This is a genomic window from Empedobacter sp. GD03865 (assembly GCF_029840775.1).
Lineage (GTDB): Bacteria > Bacteroidota > Bacteroidia > Flavobacteriales > Weeksellaceae > Empedobacter > Empedobacter falsenii_B.
Genome location: NZ_JAOCDF010000007.1, coordinates 12,953 through 29,671, shown reverse-complemented (window position 1 = coordinate 29,671; position 16,719 = coordinate 12,953). Strand labels below are relative to the sequence as shown.

Annotated in this window: 14 protein-coding genes; 11 read left to right on the top strand and 3 right to left on the bottom strand. The window is 31.3% G+C overall.

Features of this window, described 5'->3' with window-relative positions:
- Positions 1–38: 38 nt before the first annotated feature.
- From N5D46_RS04280 to rpoN, 9 genes are all read left to right on the top strand, one after another.
- The gene (locus N5D46_RS04280; RefSeq protein ID WP_280036151.1) at positions 39–1,010 is read left to right on the top strand and encodes a polyprenyl synthetase family protein; all 972 of its coding nucleotides are present in this window, start codon (positions 39–41) and stop codon (positions 1,008–1,010) included.
- 3 nt (positions 1,011–1,013) lie between these two features.
- A complete protein-coding gene (locus tag N5D46_RS04275; RefSeq protein ID WP_280049269.1) occupies positions 1,014–2,003 on the top strand; it encodes a GSCFA domain-containing protein in 990 nt (329 codons plus the stop codon).
- A complete protein-coding gene (locus tag N5D46_RS04270) occupies positions 1,993–2,760 on the top strand; it encodes a TatD family hydrolase (protein ID WP_280049268.1) in 768 nt (255 codons plus the stop codon). The genes N5D46_RS04275 and N5D46_RS04270 overlap by 11 nt, the downstream gene beginning before the upstream one ends.
- 50 nt (positions 2,761–2,810) lie before the next feature.
- On the top strand, positions 2,811–3,521 hold the full coding sequence (gene pyrH, locus N5D46_RS04265; RefSeq protein ID WP_115000992.1) for a UMP kinase: 711 nt from the start codon (positions 2,811–2,813) through the stop codon (positions 3,519–3,521).
- 8 nt (positions 3,522–3,529) lie between these two features.
- On the top strand, positions 3,530–4,084 hold the full coding sequence (frr, locus tag N5D46_RS04260) for a ribosome recycling factor (protein ID WP_115000990.1): 555 nt from the start codon (positions 3,530–3,532) through the stop codon (positions 4,082–4,084).
- A 76-nt stretch (positions 4,085–4,160) separates the two neighbouring features.
- Positions 4,161–6,572 carry a DUF5686 family protein gene (locus N5D46_RS04255; protein WP_115000988.1) on the top strand — a complete coding sequence of 804 codons (2,412 nt, stop codon included), beginning with the start codon at positions 4,161–4,163 and terminating at the stop codon, positions 6,570–6,572.
- 58 nt (positions 6,573–6,630) lie between these two features.
- Positions 6,631–6,960 carry a hypothetical protein gene (locus N5D46_RS04250; RefSeq protein ID WP_280049267.1) on the top strand — a complete coding sequence of 110 codons (330 nt, stop codon included), beginning with the start codon at positions 6,631–6,633 and terminating at the stop codon, positions 6,958–6,960.
- Positions 6,961–7,119: 159 nt separating this feature from the next.
- The gene (gene asnS / locus N5D46_RS04245; RefSeq protein ID WP_219034349.1) at positions 7,120–8,568 is read left to right on the top strand and encodes an asparagine--tRNA ligase; all 1,449 of its coding nucleotides are present in this window, start codon (positions 7,120–7,122) and stop codon (positions 8,566–8,568) included.
- 82 nt (positions 8,569–8,650) lie between these two features.
- On the top strand, positions 8,651–10,123 hold the full coding sequence (gene rpoN, locus N5D46_RS04240; protein WP_280049266.1) for an RNA polymerase factor sigma-54: 1,473 nt from the start codon (positions 8,651–8,653) through the stop codon (positions 10,121–10,123).
- A 37-nt stretch (positions 10,124–10,160) separates the two neighbouring features.
- On the opposite strand, the gene N5D46_RS04235 is transcribed toward rpoN, so the two are convergent.
- The gene (locus N5D46_RS04235; protein ID WP_219034351.1) at positions 10,161–10,715 is read right to left on the bottom strand and encodes a DUF4303 domain-containing protein; all 555 of its coding nucleotides are present in this window, start codon (positions 10,713–10,715) and stop codon (positions 10,161–10,163) included.
- Positions 10,716–10,879: 164 nt separating this feature from the next.
- Between N5D46_RS04235 and N5D46_RS04230 the strand changes: the two genes are divergently transcribed.
- Together N5D46_RS04230 and dcm are read left to right on the top strand one after the other, a co-directional pair.
- Positions 10,880–13,264 (top strand): outer membrane beta-barrel family protein, encoded by a 2,385-nt coding sequence (locus tag N5D46_RS04230; protein ID WP_280049264.1) that lies wholly within the window; start codon positions 10,880–10,882, stop codon positions 13,262–13,264.
- Between the two features lie 115 nt (positions 13,265–13,379).
- A complete protein-coding gene (gene dcm, locus N5D46_RS04225; RefSeq protein ID WP_221408243.1) occupies positions 13,380–14,624 on the top strand; it encodes a DNA (cytosine-5-)-methyltransferase in 1,245 nt (414 codons plus the stop codon).
- Here dcm and N5D46_RS04220 read toward each other — a convergent pair.
- Entirely contained in the window at positions 14,600–15,364 is a 765-nt protein-coding gene (locus tag N5D46_RS04220; protein ID WP_280049263.1) for an Eco47II family restriction endonuclease, read from the bottom strand. The genes dcm and N5D46_RS04220 overlap by 25 nt on opposite strands.
- Before the next feature lie 68 nt (positions 15,365–15,432).
- A complete protein-coding gene (locus tag N5D46_RS04215) occupies positions 15,433–16,716 on the bottom strand; it encodes an MFS transporter (protein ID WP_280049262.1) in 1,284 nt (427 codons plus the stop codon).
- Positions 16,717–16,719: the final 3 nt, after the last annotated feature.

Here is a 16,719-nt window from a genome sequence, read left to right as displayed (position 1 = left end):
TATATTTGCCAAAACTTAATTTTTACAAAAATCAAACTATGTACTCATTTGATAAATTTCACGAATTAATTGCCGAAACAATCGATAAAAATCCATTTTCTAAAAATCCAGAAGAATTATACGAACCGATGGATTATATTTTGAATATTGGTGGTAAAAGAATTCGTCCAATTTTGACTTTATTGGGAACTGATTTGTTTGATGGTGAAGTTGAAAAAGCATTGAAACCTTCGTTAGCGATTGAGTTTTTTCATAATTTTTCGTTGATGCACGATGATATTATGGATAATGCTTCATTAAGAAGAAGTAAACCAACAGTTCACGAAAAATTTGGATTAAATACAGCGATTCTTTCTGGTGATGCAATGTTGGTAAAAGCGTATCAATATTTAGAAGATTTAGAACCAGAATTATTTAAAAGTTCGACAAAATTATTTTCTAAAACTGCTTTAGAAGTCTGTGAAGGACAACAATTGGACGTGAATTATGAAACAAAATTGAATGTTTCGTACGATGATTACATCAATATGATTTCTTTAAAAACGAGTGTTTTACTTGGTTGTGCTTTGAAATTAGGTGCAATGATTGGAAACGCTTCGGAAGAGGATTCGGATAAATTGTACCAATATGGTTTGAATTTAGGAATCGCGTATCAATTGAAAGATGATTATTTGGATGTTTTTGGTAGCCTTGAACATTTAGGTAAAAAACATGCTGGAGATATTTTCGAGAATAAGAAAACGATTCTTTACATTTCTGCTTTAGAAGCGGCAAATGAAGAAGAAAAAGAGGAATTATTATATTGGTATAGTTCAAATACAGATAATATCGATAAAGTATATGCGGTAGAAAAATTATTCAGAAAACTGAATGTTAACCGTAAACTTTCTACATTAATTAGAGAATATACAAATAAAGCGCACAGCTATTTGGATCAAATTGATGTTCCAGAAGAACGTAAATCTTATTTGAGAGAATTAAGCGAGGTTTTAATTGATCGACAAGGATAAAAAATGCAATTTCGAACGACTTTTCAAATTCAATCTTCTGATTTTAAGCTCAATCATCAACATAAAATATTGACGATAGGCTCTTGTTTTTCAGATGAAATTGGAAAACGTTTGACAGATTTAAAGTTTGATGGATTAATTAATCCTTTTGGAGTAATTTTTAATTCACATTCTATTCAAAATTTAATCGAAAGAAGCATTCAAAAAAAATATTTTACAACAGCAGATGTACATCAAAACGGAGAAGAATTTTTCTGTTTCGATGTACATTCTTCGTTTAATGCGTTGACGAAAGAAGCTGTTTTAGAGGAATTAAATTTGACTTTAGATCAAGTTCATGATTACATTCTTTCTTGTGATGTGTTAATGATTACATTGGGAACATCGTGGATTTATGAATGGAAAACATCTAATCAAGTTGTTGCGAATTGTCATAAAGTTGACGCAAAACAATTTGAAAAACGATTATTAACAACAGAAGAAAATCTAAAATCATTGGAATTAATTGTTTCAGATTTGAAGAATATTAATCCAACTATTCGCATTATTACAACAGTTAGTCCAGTTCGTCACACAAAAGATGGAATGATCGAAAATAATGTAAGTAAAGCTAGATTGTTGGATGCTTTATATCAATTAAGTCTTCAAAATAATCAAGTTGAATATTTCCCGTCATATGAATTAGTTTTGGATGATTTGAGAGATTATCGTTTTTTCAAAGAAGATTTGATTCATCCATCGAAACAAGCCGTTGATTACATTTGGGAAAAGTTTTCAGAAACGTATTTCGAACAATCAACGCAAACAATTATTCAAAAAATAAACAAAGTTATTTCAGCGATTAATCATCGCCCTTTTAATGAAGAATCAGAAAATCATCAACAATTTTTAGTAAAAACGATTGCATTGATGAATGAATTAGAAAAAGGAAATCAACTTGATTTTTTAGCTGAAAAAGAACTTTTGAAATCAAAAATAAAACATGTTAATTGATACACATACACATCTATATTCGGAGCAATTTGAGAATGATATAGATGAAGTAATTGCGCGAGCAAAGCAAAATGGAGTAGAGCGATTTTATTTGCCTGCAATTGATAAAAGTTACACGGACAAAATGTTGGCGTTAGAAACTGCACACCAAGATTCGATGTTTGCGATGATGGGTTTGCATCCGTGTTCGGTTCATCCAGATACAATAAAGGAGGAGTTGGCACATGTGCGCGAATGGATTGATAAACGTCCATTTAAGGCGATTGGCGAAATTGGAATTGATTTGTATTGGGAAAAAGAATTTTTACAAACGCAACAAGATGCTTTCAAAATGCAAATTGAATGGGCAAAAGAAAAGAATTTACCAATTGTCATTCATTGTCGAGATGCTTTCAACGAAGTTTTTGAAGTGTTAGAAGAAGTAAAAGATGAAAAATTATTCGGAATTTTTCATTGTTTTTCAGGAACAAAAGAAGATGCACAACGCGCAATTGATTTCAATCTGAAATTAGGAATTGGTGGAGTTGTAACCTTCAAAAATGGTAAAATAGATCAATTTTTAGGAGATTTTGATATCAAACATATCGTTCTCGAAACAGATTCACCTTATTTAGCTCCAGTTCCGTTTCGCGGAAAACGAAATGAAAGTAGTTATTTGACACATGTTTGCGATAAGTTGGTTGATATTTACCATCAAACACCAGCTGAAATTGCAGCAATTACAACAAAAAATGCGTTTGACATTTTCGAACGTTAGGATAAATCAGAATAGAAAAATTATATTTGCAAAAGAAAACCTTTGACAAGATGAAATACAAAAGAATATTACTTAAATTGAGTGGTGAAGCATTAATGGGAGATTTACAATATGGTATCGATCCAAATATGCTGAAACAATATGCGCAACAAATTAGAGAAGTTGCAGAACTTGGTTGCGAAGTGGCAATCGTAATCGGAGGTGGTAATATTTTTAGAGGTGTACAAGGTGTTGCTTCTGGTATGGATCGTGTACAAGGAGATTATATGGGAATGTTAGCAACTGTGATTAACAGTATGGCATTGCAAGGAGCTTTGGAAGATGCTGGCGTTAATACGCGTTTACAAACGGCTATCCGTATGGAGCAAATCGCAGAACCATTTATCAAAAGAAGAGCAACACGTCATTTAGAAAAAGGTCGTGTCGTAATTTTTGGTGCAGGAACAGGAAATCCATATTTTACAACAGATACAGCAGCGGTTTTGAGAGCAATTGAAACACAAGCTGATGTTATTTTGAAAGGAACTCGTGTTGATGGAATCTATACTGCAGATCCAGAAAAAGATCCAACAGCAGAGAAATTCGAAACAATTTCTTATCAAGAAGTTTATGATAAAAACTTAAAAGTAATGGATATGACAGCTTTTACTTTGAGTGAAGAAAATAATTTACCTATTATTGTATTTGATATGAATACAGATGGTAACTTGAAAAAATTAATTTTAGGAGATAACGTAGGTACTCTAGTAACAAATAAATAAATCCCGAAATGGAAGAATTAGATATTATTTTAGAAACGGCTAAGGAGCAAATGCAGGGAACTGTAAGTCACTTAGAGGTTGCATTCGACAAATTAAGAGCAGGTAAAGCTACTCCTGCAATGTTAAGTTCAGTTCGTGTTGATTACTACGGAAGTTTATCTCCGTTAACTCAAATTGCAAATGTTAATACACCAGATGCAATGACATTGAGCATTCAACCATACGAGAGAAATTTAATTCACGAAATCGAAAAAGCAATCATTAATGCTAATTTAGGTTTTGCACCTTCTAACAATGGAGATACAATCATTATCAGTATTCCTCCAGTAACAGAAGAACGTCGTAAAGAGTTAGTGAAAATGGCCAAATCGGACATGGAAACTGCAAAAATTTCACTTCGTAATGCACGCCAAGATGCCAATAAAGCATTGAAAGCTGTAAAAGAAGCTTCTGAAGACATGGTGAAAGATTACGAAACACGTGTACAAGGATTAACAGACAAGTTTTCTAAGAAATTAGAAGAAGCTTTAACGAAAAAAGAAGCTGAAATCATGAAAGTTTAATCTTTCTTGAAAAAAAAATATTTTAAGGCAGCGTTTCGCTGCTTTTTTTATTTATTTGCATAATCAATTTCAAACGATGAAGAATTATATATTCCTGCTAAATTTCTGTATCTCAATTGCCACATTTGCTCAAATTAAAGTAAGAGTATTCGATGCTCAAGACGAATTTCGTTTAACAGGTGCCAATGTTTACAGTGATACCAAACAATTCCTAGGTCAAACAGACGAATTAGGAGAATTGGATATCAATGATTCTGTTCATTTTATTGATGTAATCAAAAACGGATATTTCTCGGAAAGTATTCAGACTGACGGTAAAAAGTTGGTCGAAATTATGATGAAACCTTCTTTCATTAGTTTGGATGAGGTTAGTTTTACGACAAATGATTCCGTTGGTCGTAATTTGATTATCAAAGCAATTCGCAATCAGTCCAAAAATACAATCAGAAATGGCGGAAATATTTTCCTAAAATCATACACAAAATTCTGGAGTACAGTAAATAACGATTCAATTCCGTTTATCATTCAACCTCAAAATCACAAAGATTCTGTCAATAATCAATGGAAAAAATTGTTAGACAATAGTCATTTATTTTTGGGAGAACGTGCAATGGATCACAAAGTTTCGAAGCGTTTTGGACTAAAAAATATCGTTCAATCTTCTCGTATTTCTGGAATGCGTTCGCCTTTGTACGAATATTTGGCGATGCAACCAATTGCGTTCAATTTTGATCAAGATAAAATCAATTTTTTCTTCAAAGGAATTATTAATCCAGTAAGTCGCGAAGGTCTTTCGCATTACCGTTATGGTTTCAAAGAAGATATTTTTATTGATGGACGAAAAACGGCTGTTATTAGCTTTTTTCCATCAATCAAAACAGATAAAAGACAAATTAAAGGAACACTTTGGATTGATGATAGAACGTATGCTTTAATCAAAATTGAAGCAGAAAATACGATTTCAAATTATGTTGCCGAATTAGAAGCAGATTGGAAATTGAATAATGGAACTTGGATTCCAAATCAACAAAAATATCGCATGGAAGCTGGTAATTTCAAGATTACAGAGAAACTAGCTGATGATGATTTTATTGATAAAAAAGAAAAAATTTGGATTAATCTCGAAACAACTTTCAAGGATATTCAGAATCCAGCTCATTTCAAACGCAACGAATTTTTAGGTTACGAAGACGAAATTTCTTTTCAAAATATGAACGAAAAGAAATGGGACAATGTGATGGAAGATTATCGTGATTCGTCATTATCGAACAAAGAGCGAAATACATACACGACAATTGATAGTATTGGCGATAAATATAAGTTAGAACGTCAAATGAAATTGACGCGAATCATCAATTCTGGTGGAAAATTATCGTTAGGAAAAGTTGATTTAGATTTAACAAAAATCTTAGCGTTTAACGATTACGAAGGTTTTAGACTTGGTGCTGCGTTTAATACAAACGAAAATTGGAGCGATAAATATTCGTTGAATGCTTATTCGGCTTATGGTTTCAAAGATGAAACATTCAAGTTTGGATTTGGTGGAGATTATTATGTAAATAAACCTTATTCGGGTCGAATTTTTGCAAAATACTCGCAAGATGTTTCGGCTTCTGGGAAAACGCCAATTTTATTACAATCGAATTATACACGTCTAATTTCTGGAGCTTTTAGTAATATTTATAACCACGAATATTTTTCTTATAAACGTTATTCGTTTGGATATGAGCAAGATATTTTCAAGAATGTAACCTTTAATATCTCGGCAAATTACGAAAAACAACAAGCAGAATTTGATTATTCTTTCATGAATAATATTGGTTGGTACGATTTGTATAACACGCAATTAGCGATTCGTTTTGCGCCAAAAGACAAGTTTATCCGCACGCCTTACGGAAAAGTGACGGTGAATAGCGGGAAATCTGTTTTCTATGCAACACTGACGAAATATTGGGATATTTTCAATTCTGATTATGATCCGCTTCGTTTCAATGTTTCTTATTTTGATGTGTTTGATACGCGAGTTGGTAAAACAAATTTCAATGTAAATGCGGGTTGGGTCGAAGGAAAAATGCCGTTGATGAATTTGTACGAAGGACAAGGAAATGCAAAGCGAAATGATTTTTTGAATTTTGGAGTAGGAGGTTTAACGAATTTCGAAACAATGCGTCCAGGTGAATTTTATTCTGATCGATTTGTGTCATTTCAGTTGAAACATATTTTTGCTGGCGTTAAGGTTGGAAACAAAATTATTTTCCCACAATTCGTTTACCGTGGAGTTTTGGGTGATATGAAAGATAGAGCAGATCATCAAAATTTAGAGTTCAAAACCTTAAATCATTATTATCACGAAACAGGTGTTGAGGTAAATAATTTAATTTTCAAGACATTTGGATTGGGAGTATTTTACCGTTTAGGTGCTTATTCAGAAGAAAAATTCCAAGATAATTTCTACTTAAAATTAACTGTAAATTTGAATTTTTTGTAGGTATTTAGATTTTGTCATTCTGGACTCGTTTCAGAATCGTATATATTGATTTAAATTTATGAATAAAGAGTTTGATCTTAAAAAATATAGAGATTTAGTACTTGCGACTTTAGATTATTATATTGTTCATCTTGCGTTTAATAATGAAATGAAAGATGAATTTATTCGTTTAAAAATTCAAACAACACATTATGAAATTGATATTTTTGAATCATATTTCAAAAGAATTAAAAAATTAGTTGAAAAAGGTTTTATCAAAACAGAGAGTCAATTCCATGAATTAAAAAATTATGTAGATTATTTAGTTCAAGATAATAATTCTGATAAAGATCTTATTCAAAGAATAAATGAAATTCTTTTGCGTTTTGAATCTAGAAAAATAGAATAATTTTACTTCAAAAAAATAAACTAAAATCAAAAATCCTTTACATTTTCATTGAAATTGTAAAGGATTTTTAGGTTGGTTGAAAAATATTCGCAAAAATTATGCCTATAATTTTTATAACTTTAAATAATAACTAAATTTGTAAGGATAAATTAAAAAATTATGCAATCGTACGGAATTAAAGCCTTATTAGAAAAAGGCAAGGATTTGTTGCTACAGGAAGTAGTTGTAAATGGATGGGTAAGATCGTTCAGAAGTAATCGTTTCATCGCGTTGAATGACGGTTCTACAATTAATAATATTCAAGTAGTAGTAGATTTCGAAAATTTTGACGAATCAATTATAAAACAAATTTCTACAGCAGCTTCTTTACAAGTAAAAGGAGAAGTGGTAGAAAGTGAAGGAGCTGGTCAAGAGATTGAAATTGTTGCGAAAGAAATCAAAATTTTAGGAACTGCGCCATCTGATGATTTAAAAGGAACAATTTTACAACCAAAACAACACAGTTTAGAGATTTTGCGTGAGCAAGCACATTTACGTTTCAGAACTAATGTTTTTGCTGCAACTATGCGTGTTCGTAACGCGTTAATGTTCGGGATTCACAAGTATTTCAACGAAAATGGATTCGTTTACATCAACACGCCAATTATTACAGGATCTGATGCTGAAGGAGCAGGAGAGATGTTTCATATCACAAACTTGGATATGGAAAACTTACCTAAAAATGAAGAAGGTAAAGTAGATTATACACAAGATTTCTTTGGTAAATCGACTAACTTAACGGTTTCTGGACAGTTAGAAGGAGAAACTGCAGCAATGGGATTAGGAAAAATTTATACATTTGGACCTACTTTCCGCGCAGAAAACTCGAATACTTCTCGTCACTTAGCTGAATTCTGGATGATTGAGCCAGAAGTTGCGTTTTTCCGTTTAGATCAAAATATGGATTTGGCTGAAGATTTCATGAAATCTGTTATCACTTATGCAATGGAAACGTGTAAAGATGATTTGAAATTCTTAGCTGAACGTTTTGACAAAGAACAAAAACAAAAACCAGAAGCTGAACGTTCTGAATTAGGATTAATAGAGCGTTTAGAATATGTTTTAAATAACAAATTCATTCGTTTAACTTATACAGAAGCAATTGATATTTTAAAAGAATCTAAACCAAATAAAAAAGGTAAATTCAAATATCCAATTGAAGGTTGGGGAGCAGATTTACAATCTGAACATGAACGTTATTTAGTTGAAAAACACTTCAAAACACCAGTTATTTTATTTGATTATCCAGCAGAAATCAAAGCATTCTACATGCGTATGAATGACGATGGAAAAACAGTTCGCGCAATGGACGTTTTATTCCCTGGAATCGGAGAAATTATCGGAGGCTCTGAGCGTGAAGAACGTTTAGAAGTTTTAGACGAAAAAATGGAAAAATTCGGAATCGATAAAGAAGAATTATGGTGGTACCGTGATACAAGACGTTTCGGTTCTGTGCCACATTCTGGTTTCGGTTTAGGTTTAGAACGTTTGGTATTATTCGTTACTGGAATGGGTAACATTCGTGACGTGATTCCTTTCCCTAGAACACCGAATAACGCTGAATTTTAATCAAAATATTTTTACGGATTTATGCTTAAAAATTGTAACTTTAAGCTAAATCCGTTTTTTTATATAAGCCAAAACCCAAAATATGTTAAAGCAGGAATTAAATTTAAAATTACAACAAAAACTATCGCCACAACAAATCCAATTAATGAAGTTGGTTCAACTTCCTACGGTTGCTTTTGAACAACGCGTAAAGGAAGAGTTGGAAGAAAACCCTGCTTTGGATGATCAATCTTCTGAATATGACGAAGATTACGGAGGAGAGCAGGAAGAATGGGATAATCAGAGTGATGACTTTGGCGACGAACAAGTGATTGATACAAGTGACATCAATATTGATGATTATTTGAGCGATGATGACATCCCAAATTATAAAACGTATACGAATAATTATAGTGATGATGACGAAGATAAATCTGTTCCTTACGCACAAGGAGAGAGTTTTATCGAGTTTTTGACATCACAATTATATACGAATCGATTAACTTCGGAACAATTTCAAATTGCTGAATTTATTTTAGGAAATATTGACGATGATGGTTATATGCGTCGTGATATTAAATCGTTGGTAGACGATTTAGCATTCTCGCAAAATATTTACACTTCGCCAGAAGAGGTCGAAAATTTGTTGATTAATTATATTCAACGAATGGATCCAGTTGGAGTAGGTGCGCGAGATTTGCAAGAATGTTTATTGATTCAATTAGAAAATAAAAATCAAACAGAAGCAGTAGAATTAGCCGAAAAATTAATTTCAGAATCGTTTGATGCATTTACGAAAAAACATTATTCGAAATTGATGGCAAAATATGATGCAGATGATGATGAATTGCGTGATGCAATTTCGGAGATTGAACGTTTGAATCCAAAACCAGGAAAATCATTTTCGAGTAGTAGTAAAATTGTAGAGCAAATAACGCCAGATTTTACAATTCATATCAACGATGGTGATTTAGAATTGTCGTTAAATGGACGTAATGTACCTGAATTGAAAATTTCGAGTGCGTTTGCAGAAATGTTAGATACATACAAAAAAACCGAAAATAAATCGAATCAACAGAAAGAAGCTGTGATGTTTGTCAAACAAAAGTTAGATTCTGCGATATGGTTTATTGATGCGGTTCAGCAACGTCGTAATACGCTTTTGTACACGATGGAAGCGATTATGAAATTTCAAAAAGAATATTTCTTAACAGGAGATGAAACGAAAATCAAACCGATGATTTTGAAAGATATTTCAGACAGAATTGGAATGGATATTTCGACAGTTTCTCGTGTTGCGAATTCAAAATATGTCACAACACCTTACGGAACATTTTTGATTAAAGATTTGTTCTCAGAATCGTTAACAAATGATGAAGGTGAAGAAGTTTCAACGCGCGAAATCAAACGAATTTTGCAAGATGTAATTGCAGATGAAGATAAGCGTAAACCTTTGACAGATGAAAAATTAACTGAAATTTTAAAAGAAAAAGGTTATCCAATTGCTCGTCGTACAATTGCAAAATATCGTGAACAACTAAATATTCCGGTTGCAAGATTGAGAAAAGAAATCTAAAATTTTTAGACATATAATCAAACAAAAAAAGAGCTTTTTATAAAGCTCTTTTTTTATTTTTACCCCAAGTTGTCATCCATTCAAAATAATCTTCTTTGTATGAATTATCATTCAATTGCGTAATAATTTTTTGTTGTTTTTCTTTGTTCAAATCATCATCAATTACAGAAAAGTTTAAGAAAATATCTTTACCGATTAATTTAGAAAAGAAATTTTCATTCTTTAATTCTTCCAACACTTCGATGCATTTTTCGTTAATTTTATTCTGAAATTGATAAAACCAATCTTCGTCATCGTCGTGTTCATCAACTATTTGTTTGCACATTTGATTGATTTCTTGAAAAGAATTTTCAGCTCCTAAATAATCATATTTCCATTCAGAAGGCTCGTATTTGTAGTAACAAAAATCGTCTTCATCCGATACTTTTTCCAAATGTTCGATAGAATTTGCCGAAGGATGAATAGCTATTTTCGTGTCGTTATTGCACAAGGCAAAAGCGTAAAGGTCTTGGGAAGGATTTTCGTTATAAATTTTCAAAAAGGCTTGTTTGGTTGATTGCACTAATTTGTTTTTTAATACATTAAAATCCATTCATTTATATTTTTTTAATCAGTTATAATTATTTTTTGAAATGTAGTAAAATTCTTTAAATATTAAATCATTGTTAATTTATTTTTTTAAGACAAATTCTGTTATTCTTCATTTTCCATGTAACTTTTCTGTAATTCGTACGTCATATAGTAAACAAACCTAATATGTCTAAATTATATATTCCAATTCTATTATTTGCGTCGACCTCTATTTTTGCGCAACAACAATATAAAGGAAGTTTACAATATACGAATCAAACACCTGTTAGTCTAGCAGATGTGATTATTCTGAAAGATGATCAAATTATCGATGAAATTTCAACTGATGATAAAGGAAGTTTTACAGTTGATTTAGCCGAAGGAAGTTATATGTTTCGAATAGAAGAAGCTGGTGTTTTGCTTCATACTCAAACGATTTTATGTGGAAAAAATCAGGATTTAGGCGTTATTATTCTTCCTAAAACTGAAAATATTACATTAAATGAAACAGTTGTAAAGAGTCAGAAAAAATTAATAGAAAAGAAAGTTGATCGACTTGTTTTTAATGCTGATTTAGCGGAAGGAGCAAAAGGTGGAGATGCATTAGATTTGCTAAAATTGGCGCCTCGTGTGAAGGTTGATAATGATGTAGTTTCGATAATTGGTAAAAGTAATTTGCGTGTGATGGTGGACGATCGTTTGTTGGAAATGTCTGGTGATCAATTGATAAATTATTTAAAAACGCTTCGCGCAGATGATATTGAGAAAATTGAAGTAATTACAAATCCACCCGCAAAATATCAAGCAATAGGAAATAGTGGAATTCTCAATATTGTATTAAAATCTGGTAAAAAAGACTCGTGGAATGGGAGTTTGTCGTCATCATTGCAACATTATAACAAACCATATTGGAACAATAGTGCATCGTTTAATTACCGAAAAAATAAATGGACGTTAGTTTCGAATATTTTTGGTGGTTTTGGCGAATATGACGGAATTGGACAATCGGATATTTATTTCACAAAAACGAATGAAGTTTGGACAGAAAAGGAAAAAAATAGTGGTAAAAATAGAAATATTGGCGGAAAATTAGGTTTAGATTATAAAATTTCGGAGAAGTTGACAACTGGTTTTACGGTTGATTTATATGCAGGAAATCGAAAAGGAACTGGTGGCACGAAAACAACGATAAATAGTTTGGATAAAAACGAATTGTTGAGTTATATTTTGAATGATCGAAATGGGAGCAAAGGAAACACGAAATACAATACTTTAAATTATCACGTGATTTATAAAATGGATACCATCGGAAAAAAACTGACATTTGATTTTGATTGGGTTAATTTTAATAACAATAATACAAGTGTAGCTTCAAACCGATTTTTTAATTCAGAAGATGTTGAAAATAAAACAGAATATCAAGGAAATAAAAGTTTGTCTGATCAAAAAGCAAATAATTATAGTTTGAATATTGATATGGAACACCCCGTTAATACTTGGAAACTAAATTATGGTGGACGTTATAGTTGGACGAAAAATAATAGCGATAATTTATTTTACAACACATCTTCTGGAACGCCTGTTTATGATAAAAAGTTGAGTAATGGTTTTTATTATGACGAAAATATTTTAGCTTTTTATGCGAGTATCGAGAAAGATATTTCAGAAAAATGGTCTGCAAAAATTGGTTTGAGATACGAAAATACTGATGCAAAAGGTTTTTCTCCGCAAGAAAATCAACATGATACCTATAAATATGATGGGCTATTCCCAACGGCTTATTTGATGTATAAACCAGCTGAAAATCATTCGTTAAGTATAAATGTGGGACGCCGTATTGAGCGACCTTATATGGGACAATTGAATCCGTTTCGTACCATTTATTCGCCTTATTCTTTTGCCGAAGGAAATCCGAAGTTAAAACCGTCTTATTCGTACAATTATGAGTTAGAATATGCATACAAAGATTTGGCAGTTACAACATTATATTACAGAAATTCTACGGATGAAATCAATCAAATTGTAGTTGTAAATCCGAGCGAAAATACGCAAAACTGGATTCCATACAATTATGCTGATTCGGAGAGTTTTGGGATTAGTGAAAATGTAAATTTTAAGCTTGTAAAATGGTGGAAAGTCAATGGAGCGATTGATTTGTATTACAAAAAAACGAAAGGAATTATTCCAGAATATAATTATGTATTGGATGGATTTAATGGAGAATTTCGTTTGACAAATAATTTGGAATTGAATAAATCGAAAACATTATTATTTAATCATACCACAAATTATACAACAAAAACGATTGATGCTATGTCAAGAAGTCGCGCTAATTGGAGTACAGCTTTTGGTTTGAGAGCGTTATTTTTGGATAAAAAATTCGAAGTTTCGTTTAATGTAAACAATGTATTTAAAGATAGAGCTTGGCAAGATCAAAGTTTTAGTAACGATACAAAATTTGTTTATACAGGACAATCCGCTCGTTATTATCGTGTTGGAATTCGATACAATTTCGGAAAATCATTCACAATAGAACAATCAAAAAGTAGTTCGGAAAAAGGAAGGTTATAATTTTTAAAACTAAACCCTAATATTCGATGATATTGGGGTTGTTTTTTTATAATTTTTTCTTTGAAATTCTATTTTTTTTCTTTTATTTTGTAACCAATGTCTAATGTTGTATAATTTGGTTATGAGTGAATATTTAACTATTTCAGAAACAGCGAAATTACTTAATAAAAGTACAAAAACACTTCGTCGTTGGGATGAAGAAGGGAAGTTATCGGCTGTTCGAGAACCTATAAGTAATTATAGAGTTTATAGGAGAAGAGATGTAGAGACGTTGTTTGCTGAATTTTTGCAGACAGATATTGAAGAAACTGTTTCAAATTTTGTAAAGCCAACGCAAGATTTTCATGTCTTAGAATTATTTGCTGGAGCTGGAGGTTTGGCAATTGGTATGGAAAAAGCAGGGTTGAAATGTGTTGCATTAAATGAAATTGATAAACACGCTTGTGAAACTTTAAGAAAAAATAGACCAAATTGGAATGTCTTAGAAGGTGATATTAAGAATTTTAATTTTTCTGAATATTATAATAAAGTTGATGTTGTAACAGGAGGATTTCCTTGTCAAGCTTTTAGTTACGCAGGAAAAAGACTTGGTTTAGAAGATGCAAGAGGAACTTTATTTTATGAATTTGCAAGAGCTGTAAAAGAAGTTAATCCACCTATTTGTATTGGAGAAAATGTAAAAGGTTTATTGAATCATGATAATGGTAATACTTTACGTGGAATGATTTCAATTTTAGATGAAATTGGGTATAAAGTAGTTCCAGTAGAGGTTTTGAAAGCAATTAATTATAATGTTCCACAAAAAAGAGAACGATTAATTTTAGTAGGAATTCGTAAAGATATTCCAATAGATTATCACTATCCAACGCCGTACAAAAAAATATATAATCTTTCTGATGCATTGAAAAAAGGAGAATTGTTTGATTGTAATGTTCCAAAATCTACTGGAGCTAAATATCCTGAAAGCAAGAAAAGTGTATTAGATTTAGTTCCTCCAAAAGGCTATTGGAGAGATTTACCTCTTGAAATTCAGAAAGAATTTATGGGAGCAAGTTTTTATTTAGGTGGAGGAAAAACAGGAATGGCAAGAAGAATAGGCTGGGACGAACCTTGTTTAACCTTAACATGTAGCCCTGCCCAAAAACAAACAGAGCGTTGTCATCCAGATGAAACTCGCCCTTTTACAGTAAGAGAATATGCTCGTATTCAGACTTTTCCTGATGAATGGGAATTTTCAGGGCCTATGGCACAACAATATAAGCAAATTGGTAATGCAGTTCCCGTTAATTTAGGAAAAGAGGTTGGTTATTCAATAATTAATTTTCTTAACCAATATTATAGTTTATTAAAACCTGAATAATAAGAATAATTATCAAAGGAAATTTGATCAAGAATAGAACGTTTTGAATTTTCGGTTTCTGAAGTAATTTCTTCTAAAGCCGAATTTTCATTTTCGTTTTGTTCTTTTTTTGTGGTTTCTAAAAAATCATTTATTGCAATAGGAAGCGCTTTATAAAGTTGATAGAAAGCATCTTCTTCTCCAGTTAGTAAAGCATAAAATTGATCTCCAGAGATTTTAAAAACTCTTGAATGACTATATTCTTTGCCATTAATTTCGCCTTTCCAATTTTCGTTAAAACTATTTTTCGCTAAAATCTGAACCCAATAACATTTAGCTTTCTTGTAATCATCTGCATATCGAGCCAATTTTTGAAAAAGAGCTTCCGAAGAACTGCTATTCATTGTATTATGTTTGTTTTTGATATCTGCAAATAACGTGTCATCATTTGCTTTTATATCAAATCCACTTAAATTTCCAATTTCATAACCTTTTATTCCACCTAAAATTTGTTCATGAAAAGTTCCGATAGAATTGTTTATAGATTTATCAATTTGTCTAAGAATCTCAGATTGTATCAAATCTTCTTCATCAATATTATTAAATTTTGAATCAAAAGTTAATTTAATAGTGTCAACTTTATTTGTATAAAAACTTTTTTTAGAAATCTTACTTTTAGCTTTTTGATAAGATTTATATAAATTTTCAATGCAATTTAATAAATGCTCATCTGAAATAAAGTCTACATATTTATTTTTCATTACCAGTATTGTATAATATTGCTAAGTTAGAATAATTATTCGATTATTTAAAAAATGTAATTATGACTTTACCTCTTTTCCATTTTATAGAACAATAAAATCACAAAACTAATCGCAAACGAAACGCCCATTGCAAGTGCAGAAGCTTTCATTCCGCCAGAATATTCAATCAATAATCCGTAAATAACTAAACCTAAAAATAAGGCAAATTTTTCGAACACATCGTAAAAGCTAAAATAGGTTGTTGTGTCTTCTGTTTCTGGTAATAATTTGGCGTATGTAGAACGTGATAAAGCTTGCAAACCTCCCATTACAAGACCAACCATTGCTGCCATTACGTAAAATTGAGTTTTTACATTAGGTTCATTTTTATTAATTAAATAACCAATAATACATGTAATAATCCAGATAAAAATCCCGATTAATAAAGTTTTCTTATTTCCTATTTTTCCTGATAGAAAAGAGAATAACCATGCACCTAAAACAGCTTCAATTTGGATCAATAAAATGGTCATAATCAATTCTGAAGATTCCATTCCTATTTCTGAACTTCCAAACATTGCTGCCATCAAAAAGATAGTTTGCATTGCTAAACTGTAGAAGAAAAATCCAGCCAAAAAAACACGAATATTTTTGTATTGATTCAGATCTTTGAAGGTATGTTTTAAATTTCTAAAACTCGATTTGATAATATCTTTCGGAATTTCGCGATCATATTTGTGATTTGGTAATTTACTTAATGCAATTTGTCCAAATCCTAACCACCAAATTCCTGTTAATAAGAAACTTATTCGGGTAAACATTGCTTGTTGTTCTTCTGGGGCGAATTGTATCATTGCCAAACAAATCGTCAATAAAATGACAGAACCAATATAACCAAACATATAACCTTGAGCGGAAACTTTGTCCATTTTTTCGTCTGAGACAATTTCTGGTAAATAGGCGTTGTAAAAAACTAAACTTCCCCAAAAACCTATGCTTGCGGTGATATTGAGTAATAAAGCTAACCAAACTAAATCGCTTGATGTAAAGAAAAACATTCCGATGCATGAGAAAGATCCTAAATAACAAAAAAAGCGAAGAAATTTGATTTTATTTCCGATTAAATCTGCAATTGAAGACAAAACTGGCGACAAAACAATCACAAAAAAGAAAGCAATTGCTAATGAAAAATTGAATGCGGATTCTGGTAATAATCCTAAGAATTTAATTGGTTGATCGTTCGCATCATAGGTCATTAAAGTGTAATAAACCGGAAAAATAGCAGAGGCAATAACTAAAGAATGAACAGAATTCGCCCAATCGTAAGAAATCCAAGCTCGTATTAGTTTGGGATTATCTTTTGTATTCATAAA